The sequence below is a fragment of the uncultured Idiomarina sp. genome (assembly GCF_964010655.1).
GTDB lineage: Bacteria > Pseudomonadota > Gammaproteobacteria > Enterobacterales > Alteromonadaceae > Idiomarina > Idiomarina baltica.
Genome location: NZ_CAXGLS010000063.1, coordinates 1 through 9,973 on the forward strand (window position 1 = coordinate 1; position 9,973 = coordinate 9,973).

Annotated in this window: 8 protein-coding genes and 1 pseudogene; 3 read left to right on the forward strand and 6 right to left on the reverse strand. The window is 47.9% G+C overall.

Going from position 1 to position 9,973, the window contains the following annotated elements; all coding sequences use genetic code 11:
• Nucleotides 1–1,981: TonB-dependent receptor (locus ABNS04_RS11600; RefSeq protein WP_348671520.1), on the reverse strand; the 1,981-nt coding region annotated here is incomplete at its 3' end.
• A gap of 171 nt (nucleotides 1,982–2,152) precedes the next feature.
• On the opposite strand from ABNS04_RS11600, the gene ABNS04_RS11605 reads away from it, so the two are divergent.
• Together ABNS04_RS11605 and ABNS04_RS11610 are read left to right on the forward strand one after the other, a co-directional pair.
• Nucleotides 2,153–2,761 (forward strand): DUF938 domain-containing protein, encoded by a 609-nt coding sequence (locus tag ABNS04_RS11605; RefSeq protein WP_348671522.1) that lies wholly within the window; start codon nucleotides 2,153–2,155, stop codon nucleotides 2,759–2,761.
• 114 nt (nucleotides 2,762–2,875) lie between these two features.
• Nucleotides 2,876–5,005, forward strand: coding sequence for a TonB-dependent siderophore receptor (locus ABNS04_RS11610; protein ID WP_348671524.1), 2,130 nt, complete (start codon nucleotides 2,876–2,878; stop codon nucleotides 5,003–5,005).
• 69 nt (nucleotides 5,006–5,074) lie between these two features.
• Here the strand turns inward: ABNS04_RS11610 and ABNS04_RS11615 are convergent, their stop codons facing one another.
• Nucleotides 5,075–6,094 carry an NAD(P)-dependent alcohol dehydrogenase gene (locus ABNS04_RS11615; RefSeq protein WP_348671525.1) on the reverse strand — a complete coding sequence of 340 codons (1,020 nt, stop codon included), beginning with the start codon at nucleotides 6,092–6,094 and terminating at the stop codon, nucleotides 5,075–5,077.
• Between the two features lie 202 nt (nucleotides 6,095–6,296).
• Here ABNS04_RS11615 and ABNS04_RS11620 point away from each other — a divergent pair, with 202 nt between their 5' ends.
• Entirely contained in the window at nucleotides 6,297–7,577 is a 1,281-nt protein-coding gene (locus ABNS04_RS11620; protein ID WP_348671527.1) for an FAD-dependent oxidoreductase, read from the forward strand.
• A gap of 78 nt (nucleotides 7,578–7,655) precedes the next feature.
• On the opposite strand, the gene ABNS04_RS11625 is transcribed toward ABNS04_RS11620, so the two are convergent.
• From ABNS04_RS11625 to ABNS04_RS11640, 4 genes and pseudogenes are all read right to left on the reverse strand, one after another.
• Nucleotides 7,656–8,522, reverse strand: a complete 867-nt coding sequence (locus ABNS04_RS11625) for an AraC family transcriptional regulator (RefSeq protein ID WP_272978129.1) — start codon at nucleotides 8,520–8,522, stop codon at nucleotides 7,656–7,658.
• Nucleotides 8,523–8,657: 135 nt separating this feature from the next.
• Nucleotides 8,658–9,023, reverse strand: coding sequence for a cupin domain-containing protein (locus ABNS04_RS11630; protein WP_272978130.1), 366 nt, complete (start codon nucleotides 9,021–9,023; stop codon nucleotides 8,658–8,660).
• A 29-nt stretch (nucleotides 9,024–9,052) separates the two neighbouring features.
• Nucleotides 9,053–9,391: a tRNA-binding protein gene (locus tag ABNS04_RS11635; protein WP_006955663.1), complete on the reverse strand. Its 339-nt coding sequence runs from the start codon at nucleotides 9,389–9,391 to the stop codon at nucleotides 9,053–9,055.
• A 49-nt stretch (nucleotides 9,392–9,440) separates the two neighbouring features.
• Nucleotides 9,441–9,973, reverse strand: a pseudogene (locus tag ABNS04_RS11640) (hypothetical protein); the annotation flags it as partial.

Below are 9,973 nucleotides of genomic sequence, written 5' to 3' on the forward strand. Positions count from 1 at the left end.
ACGGCTGGTGCGTCACGATAGTCTCACCTGCATTGTCATAGGCAGGACCGACAGTACCTTGCACACGCGATGTTGCATCTTTCCACTGATAGGTTGCGCCAACACGTACGTCTGGCAAGCTTTGGAATTGATAGGTCAATGAGGTTCTGAACATCTTCTCAGCCGTGTAATCTTCAACTAACTGATCACCATCGACATCAAATACAGTTGCCGACACTTGACCTTGCAGACCCGTAAATAGTTCGCCGGCGAGCTCAAGTTCTACACCCTCGCTGGTAATCCCCTCAGCTGCACGATAGACCGGCTCAAGCACGCCCGTTGAAGGATTTTCAGCATCACCATCACCCACCGCTAGATTTTCCTGTTTTATATGGAAGTAAGCGGCACTCAGCAGTGCTTTATCACCAAACAAGTCGGCTTTAATACCAATTTCTGAGTTTTTACCCGTTAGTGGCTCCAAACGCTCGAAGTTACGATCCACTTCAGACTGTGCGAGGAACGTTTCGGTGTAAGAGGCATAGGTTGTAATGGAGTCATTCACTGCATACGTCACCCCGACATACGGAATAAACTGCGCGTCATCACGCGACTGGTCGACGCCATAGCCAACACCATCGGTCTGAAAGTCATTATAGCGACCGCCGAGCAGTACTTTTAAGTCGCTCGTCAACGCCAATCGTGCCTGCGCGTAAACGGCTTTTTGTGTGTTATCGATAACACTGCCATCGCGTCCATCAGTAAACTCTGGGAACGGCGTATTACCATCCCAATCGGCGAGCGAAGGCATCGCAGGGAAGCCGTTACCGGTGTGGAAATCGTACAACGATACGTCAACATAATCTAAGCGCGAGTAGTTAGCGCCAACAACGACCTCATGTAATTGGCCCCAAGCCTCAAAAGTACCATTAGCGTAAACATCAAAGGTATCTTGCTTGTCGTCTAAGTCATACTCACTGCCATAACCGACGAGACCAAGTCCCGTTTCAGGATCCAACCCGAGCTCAGCATCGCCGAGATAGGTGTAAAATAAAAGGCTATCTTCATCGGTACGAACGCGGTTATAAACCGCACGCAAGTTCCAGTTATCAGATAATGCCGTTTCAACATCAATAAAGCTGCGGCTCTCGCTCACTTCCCACTGCGACCAATCCGCCGCAACGTTAGTAGATTCATCATAATTCGTCGGCGTGCCATCACCATAGTAAAGCGTCAATGCGCCCCACATGTTGCCATCGGTATGGCTCTTATGCTCGCTGTGGCCCACGGTCAGCATGGTGTCGTCGGTTAAGGCAAAGTCAAAAACACCGTAAAACACTTTGGTGTCATTTTCGTAACGGTCAAGATACGACTCGCCATTGTCCGCCGCCGCAACCACACGACCACGCACACGATCCGACAACTTGCCAGACGCGTCGATTTCTAAACGTTTGCTACTCCAAGAACCCAGGCTACCCTCGACACTGATTTGTGTTTCCGAGGTTGGGCGCTTGCGCACCATGTTGACGGTGGCTGCGGGGCTACCGACACCGGTCATAATCCCGTTCGCGCCATGAATCACTTCGACGCGCTCGTATAAAGCCGTATCGATTCGTCCATGGGTGTTACTGTTCACGAGCGGCAAGCCAAGGCCATCAACCTGAAAGTTGTTCAGTTCAAAACCACGCGAGGTGTAATAAATACGATCAGTTTCAACATTCTCAACGTTAACCGCTGAAGCACTGTTCAATACGGAGTTGATGTCATTCAGACCAAAATCTTTGATTTGCTGCTGGTTAATAACCGTAATCGACTGCGGTGTTTCTTTTATCGTCAAACCGAGCTTAGTCGCACCTTCCGCTGAAGAAGACTTATAGCCCTCCTGCTTTTCACCGGTGATCTTTAGACGCTCAATCACCTGTTCAGTCTGTTGCGGTTCCTCGGCTAAAGCATAGGTGCTTGTTAATGCACTCATCACGCACACAGCTAACAAAGATTTTTGCATTTTCATGGAGTCCCTCAAAATCAGTCTCGTTTAAGTGCGACGCATAATAAATGAAAACGATTCGCGTTTAAAGTTTTAATTTACGTTTTATGCTGTAACGCTTCGAATAGCCAGATTCCGCCTCAAAATGCTATCGTTAAACCAAACTCATACCTGAATGACGCCTGCTCTATGACAATCGATGACTTGCCTTACTCACAAGCATGTGAAAACAACAAACAGCCTATTCTCGAGATATTGACCAGTGCCTTAGCCAACAGCCAGCGCGTTCTTGAAGTCGGCAGCGGCACGGGTCAACACGCGGTGTATTTTGCCGAGCACCTGCCCCACTGCACTTGGCAGCCGACGGATCAGGCGCATTATTTAGCAGGACTGAATCAACGGCTCGATAAACAAGCCCCTTCTAATGTTTTGCCTGCGCAAGTCTTTAATGTATTTGAGGATCTGCCAACCGGTGAGTTTGACGCCCTGTTTACTGCAAACACCTGCCATATTATGCCCGCGGCGGGCGTAGCGCGTTTATTTGCGTTGCTGAGTGCTGAGTTAAGCAGTATTCAAACCGTCTGTATTTACGGCCCATTCAACGAAGGTGGTGAGTTTACTTCACAGAGCAATCGCGCATTTGATGAAAAGCTAAGGACGCGCGACCCCGAGATGGGCATCCGTGACAAAGAATGGATTCAAGACCTAGCGAGGCAAGCGGGCTTTACCCATGCGCAACGCCACACCCTGCCTGCTAATAATCAACTTTTGGAATTTCACAGAGGTAACCTAAGCTGATTAACCATTAAATATTTCACTTTGCCTATTGAAAATAAGAATGATTATCAACTAAAATGAAAAGCATAATCATTCTTATTTACTGCTTATTTAACGAGTAGGGCAAAATATCTAATGAACATATTTACTAAAAGCAGCATCGCATTAGCCGTTGCGAGCATGACACTCTCCTCTACCGCGTTCGCGCAACAAGACACTGAAACGAAAAACTCAGATCCATCAGAGGACGTTTCTGAGCATATTGAAATCACGGGCAGCCCGCTTGACCGCGCAACCACTGCAACCGGTTTACCACTCACATTGCGACAAACGCCTCAGTCAATCTCAATTATCGATCGCACCTTTATCGACGGTTTTGCGTTAGACACCGTAGCCGATGTCATGCAGTTTGCACCGGGCATACAAGCACAACAGGCCGAGACTGACCGCTTTTTCTTCCGTTCGCGAGGCCGCGATGTAACTAACTTCCAGTTTGATGGTGTGCCTATCGCCTATAACAGCTTCTTTAGCGAAGCGCTCGCAGACTCGGTTATTTTCGAACGTGTTGAAATCGTGCGTGGAGCAACCGGCTTACTGACCGGTGCGGGCGAACCCTCCGCTGCCATTAACCTGATTCGTAAGCGTCCAAAAGCCGAAGATGGCGGCTACGCGAGCTTAGGTATTGGTTCATGGAGCAATTACCGCTTTGAAGCCGATCACTCGCAGACCCTATCAGAGACGGGTAATGTCAAAGCACGTGTCGCAATGGCTTACGAGGAGGGCGACAGCTACGTTGACCTATCAGAAAAAGAAAACGCACAAATTTATGCGGTAGTAACCGCTGATCTAACCACTCAGACACGCTTAACCGCGGGTGCAGATTACAGTGAACGCAACCCGAAGGGCAGCATGTGGGGCGCGCTACCTTTATTTTATTCGGATGGCACCCAAGCGGACGATCTGCCAGTAAGCACCACCACAGCATCCCCTTGGAACCGTTGGGATCGTGAAAGCACAAACGCGTTCGTACAAGTCGAGCACGCCTTTGATAACGGCTGGGATGTTCAGTTTGATGTTGAGCGTCGAGAAGGCAAAATGGATGGCTACCTGCTCTACTTCTCGGGTTTTCCTGACAAAGAAACCGGCACAGGCCTTGGCACCTCGCCTAACCACTATGTCGCCGACCGTGAACAAACATCCGTGCGATTCTTAGCATCGGGGCCATTTGAGCTGTTTGGACGTGAACACCAGCTCACTGCCGGCGCCCTGCACTCAAAACAAACCGTTGATTCAGTATCATACGGCACTAATGACCCTATTACGGTCCCAAGTATCTTTGACTGGGGTAACGGTGTAGAGCCCGTTGACTTTAACCAAACACCGAATTACAGCACCTTCGAGTCATATAAGCAGCAAGGTGTCTACGCGGCTGCACAACTCAGCCTGACTGACGAACTCACGACCATTATTGGTAATCGCTTAACGACTTACGAAACAACCGTGGAGTCCCCCTTCTCACCGAGCGACTTCAAGCACTCGGGTGTGAACACCCCGTACTTCGGCATTGTTTACGATATATCGGATATTATCTCGACTTACGCGAGTTACACAGAGATCTTCAAACCTCAAAGCGCGATTGATGCAAACTTTGAGTTGGTCGGTCCCGTCGAAGGCTCCAACAGCGAAATCGGTATAAAGGGCGACTTCTTTAACGAAGCACTCACGGCTAGTTTTGCCGTTTACAAAGTTAAAGAGGATAACTTAGCCATTACTGACCCGGATGCCGCAGAACCATTACCGGGCACCAACATTTATCCGTCAATAGGTGTTGCTGGTGCAGAAAGCGAAGGTTATGAGCTTGAACTAAACGGTAAACCCAACGACGCGCTAAACATCTTTGTTAGCTATACGCACAATGAGTCAACTGATCGTGACGGCTCGGATTATGCCCCGTTCTTGCCCGAAAACATGGTCAAAACGAGCGTACTATTCCAAGCGTCTGATGCGTTAAAAGTGGGTGTTAACGCGAATTGGCAAAGTGATATCTCAAACCCCGGCATTGGTCCTAATGGGGAGACATTTACCCAGGACAGCTATACCGTGGTTAATGCAATGGCAAGCTACCAACTGACACCTCAGTGGGACTTAAGCCTCAACGTCAATAACCTCTTTGACGAAAAATATTACTCAAGCATCGATTTTTATAATCAAGGCTTCTTCGGTGCGGAACGTAATTTTGAGCTGTCGGTGAAGTACGCTTGGTAAGTTATCGTTTTAGTTAAAACCGTGCAGTGCGAATTCACACTGCACGGCTTTCAACGAGTGAGTAAACAATTAAAACGCTAAACAAATCTTGCCAAAGTGTTTGCCCGACTCTTCGTAACGGAATGCGTCAGCCAGTTCTTCGAGACCAAAGGTCTTATCGATAACAGGTTTCACGCCATTGGATTCGAGCGCGCGCACAAAGTCTTTTTGATCATCGCAACTGCCCACGATAAGTCCTTGTAAACGCGCTTGCTTTGCCATCAACTTAGCCGTTGGTACTTCACCCGCACTGCCGGTTAACACGCCAATCAACGCGATATGGCCGGCGATCGCGACAGCATTGATCGACTGCGGTAACGTACCGGGGCCGCCCACCTCAATAACGTGGTCAACACCGCGTCCATCCGTCAGCTTGCGAACCGTTTTACCCCACTCCGGGTCTTCTTTGTAGTTAATCGTATGATCCGCACCAAGCGCTTTGTACTTCTCGAGCTTATCATTTGACGATGACGTCGCGAACACTGTCGCGCCCAGGCTCTTCGCGAGCTGGCAAGCAAATACCGAAACACCGCCACTACCCAGTACCAACACCGAGTTGCCGGGTTTGATGCCGCCGTCGACGACCAACGCGCGCCAAGCCGTGAGACCCGCTGTTGTCAGTGTTGCCGATTCAGCATGGCTATAGCCTTTAGGTTGGTGAGTAAAGAAGTGCGCAGGGCGCACGACCACTTCACGGGCATACCCATCAATGCCATCCCCGGGCGTCTGCTTAAAGTCACCCACAGGCGCTGGACCACTTTGCCAGTAGGGAAAGAACGTTGAAACCACAGGGTCGCCCACAGCAAACTCTTCAACACCCTCACCCACGGCCTCGACAACACCCGCACCGTCTGACATCGGAATGCGCCCATCTTCGGTTGGAATAAAACCAGCGGCAACACCATAGTCATGAAAATTCAACGAGCTGGCTTTAACCCGCACACGGACTTCTCCCGCCGCGGGCTGACCCGGGTCGTCCAATTCAGTGACCTCGATATTATCTAAACCAAAGGGGTCTTTGAGTTTTAGTGCTTTAATCTTATCTGTCATGTTCGCGATCCTTTAATAAAGGTGAGTACTGAATTGTAGTTTTGATAGCAAAGAATGGATCAGCCTATGCCGCCATTAGCTCAATCCTGATGTAAATCAATTTAGTCTGCTTATTTATTAATTGTTTGTGATGCATGTGTTGACTAATTTTTAACCGTCCACCATATTCAAATAATACTCCCAAACATACCAGAGACGCTTAATGAGCAAAGTTATTGTCGTTGGTGCCGGATTAGGCGGTGTTTCAGTCGCTTTTGAGCTACGCGAGAAGCTATCAGCAACCGTTGATATCGAAGTGATTCATGAGGGCAATGAATTTAACTTCGTGCCGTCAAATCCATGGGTCGCGTTAGGTTCCAGAACACGCGAGCAAGTTGTCCTCCCCATTGCGCCGATATTCGATAAACATCACATCGGATTTAACAGCTCAGGCGTAAAACAAATTGATGTGGAGCACAAACGACTCACCCTCGGTGATGGCAGTCAAAAAGACTACGACTTTTTAGTTCTTTGTTCGGGACCCAAGCTCGCCTTTGAACAAATTCCCGGTGCCGGTCCAGAGCACGGCTATACGCAATCGATTTGTACCGTTGACCATGCAGTAAAAGCTCATCAAGCCTTTCAACGACTCATCGACGATCCAGGCCCCGTATTGGTCGGAGCACTACCCGGCGCGAGCTGCTTTGGTCCCGCCTATGAGTACGTGCTTTCGTTAGAGTATGAGCTGCGTAAACGTAAAATCCGTGACCGCGTGCCCATTACCTTTGTTACCCCAGAGCCGTATATCGGTCACATGGGGCTAGGCGGTGTTGGCGATTCAAAAGGTCTGATGGAACATCAGTTTCGAGAGCACGGAATAAAATGGGTCTGTAACGCGAAAGTGACAGAATTCGAGCAAGACAAAGCATCCTTTGAGGTCATCAACGACGACGGCAGCATCAAATCCCAGCAACAGCTACCGTATCACTTAGCGATGTTTTTACCCGCCTTTAAAGGTTCACCAGCCATCGCCGAGGTCCCCGATTTGTGTAACCCCAAAGGCTTCGTTAAAACCGACAAATATCAACGCGCCCTCGCCTATCCTGAAATTTATGCCGCCGGTGTTTGTGTCGCCATCGCACCTATTGAAGAAACCCCGGTGCCTGTCGGCGCCCCCAAAACTGGACTCATGATTGAATCAATGACCTCGGCTATCGTGGCGAATATTCAATCGACCTTAGCAGAGCAACCTGCAACCACAGAGCCCACACTCAGTGCATTATGCTTGGCTGATATGGGCAATACGGGTATGGCATTTTTAGCGGTACCACAAAACCCTCCACGCAACCAAAACTGGACAGGTTCCGGACGTTGGGTGCACTGGGCAAAAATAGGCTTTGAAAAATACTTCTTCCATAAAGTGAAACATGGCACCAGCGAGCCGGTCTACGAACGCGTTGGCATGCGCATGCTAGGTGTTAGCCGGTTAAAACCAAAAAGTTAGGTTCGGCGTGACTAAAAACTCGAACCCGGTTGCTGACGAAATGCCAACTCTTCAGCGGTTGGGGAACATCCGAGCGCCTCATTTAATGGGCAAGTAAACGTCGGTGACCATTTCACTCTCTGAGACGTCAGGGAAAAAGCTTATCCGTTCAAAGTAAATCGGAAAATCTCTGATTTCGTAACCTGAATCCGCTAGCCATTGCGTGTACAGAAAGTTCACCACAATACCTATCGCGTCATCGCTACCCGTATGTCTCACTCGCGCACATTTGCCTGCAGGAATAGCACTATCGACAACACCATAGTCATTGGGTTCAGCGGACTGCTCTGTGGAGCAACACAGATCAAAGCGATAGTCTTCCGGCGCCGTCGTATTAGGGTCATCATAAACCAAATTGAACGTTCGACTTTTACCCGGTGGAAGTCGATTGAGCTTGCGCCACTCTATAAACTTTTGAATCGTTTGCCCCAACCGATTTGGGGCGCCACGATGAGGCATCACAGCAATTGCAATTTCATCAACGTCAATCACATCGACATTAAAGTTATCGGTGTTACTCATAATGTTGTTCCTTAGCGTTAATATGGGGTCGTATTGAGCGTGCCAAGGAGCCCAGTTGGGTGTGTCCCGAAAATCGGATGGGCTTTTGTCAAAATACTTTTTAAACGCCCGCGAAAATGCCTCGTGACTCTCGTAGCCGTTCGCCAGTGCGATATCCAAAATACTGCCATTATCTCTATAAGCGAGCTGATAAGCCGCCCGTTTAAGTCGCAGTAGCCGCACGAGCTTAATCACAGACATCCCAAAGAATGCCGAGCACTGGCGATGAAAATGGTATTTAGACAAATAGGCGTGCTGACATAACGCATTAACGTCAAGATCGGTATCAAGGTGTGTTTCTATATAGTTGATCACTTCCAAAAACCGACGTTGATAATTCGTCATACCGCACACTCCCCCTCAGCAGGTCATCATTAAAACCCAACTGAGGTTGTCAGGCTTGATTAAAATTGCTCAATTCACAACGTTCGGTTAACACGCTGTTGCCATAGCAGGTTGCCATCTAAATAAAGTGATTAACTAAACCCAAACATCATTCGCCGCCGTTTTACTATCCTCTTCGTCGCCAGTATTTACCACGCCACGAGGTTCAATTAGCAACACGTGAGCTTCATGCTCAGCATAGGGTTTGTGCTCGACGCCTTTGGGTACGACGTACATTTCACCCTCGGATAACTCAACATGACCATCTCTAAAGTCAATACGCAGCTTACCCGCGAGTACAATAAAAGTCTCATCAGTATCTTTATGATCATGCCAAACAAAGTCGCCCTGCAGCTTGACCACTTTAAATTGATAGTCGTTCATCTCTGCAATGACCTTAGGCGACCACTGTTCGTTAAACAGACCTAGTTTTTCTTTAAAATTGATAGCTTTGTGTGGCATTTGATTTCCTTATTAGTGTGCTTCATTGGCTATGCCAGCCGAGTCCCATTGGGTACATCTCTATCCACTGTCGACAGAACGACAGAGCCATCTGCTCGATGCAGTCCGGTCACTAAACACTCCGACATAAACGGACCGATTTGCTTTGGTGGAAAGTTGACGACCACTAACACCTGCTTACCGAGTAGCTCATCCGGTGCGTATAAGTCAGTGATTTGCGCGCTCGACTTTTTAATGCCAATTTTGTCACCGAAGTCGACCTGTAACTTATAAGCAGGTCTACGCGCCTCCGGAAAAGGTTGAACATCGACAATCGTACCAACACGAATATCGACTTTTTCAAAATCAGCCCAATTAATAGATTCCATAAGTCGCCCTCAGTGATTTTTCCAATTACGTACTAATGAGTAGCGTTAATTACGCATCATTGTCTGCATTTACCCAATGTAGCTTTAAACCACCCGTATATTTAACAACGTAGTTGTACAGCAAAAACACGACTGCAAATGACAGGTAGGCGAGAATAAACATCAGTATCGGGGATAACAACAGTAGGCCGATTTTCCAAACTAAACCTTGCACGGAAATTGAAATAATGTAATCAAAGGAAACGGTCGTCTGAACACCGAACACGAGAGCAATAAAACCAAATACTGATATAAATAAATTGATTATCAATGCGACAGCATAATCTTCCAGATTCCTCTCATAACCTTCAATTTGAGCGTATTGCTCATGGTTGATGTCATTTGTAGTAAGCATGGGTTGAATATAGTTTCTGCGATGGGGAGTAATAACATAAGGCTCAAACTCCGTCTGCTGTTCTTTTCTTAAACGCTGAGTTAATACGCCACTTTCTTTTATTGGAATATCGACACTTGATAACTTCTGTTTATTTTCATTTTCAGCATGTTTACGACACTCCTTTTTTATAGTTTCAGCAGTATCAA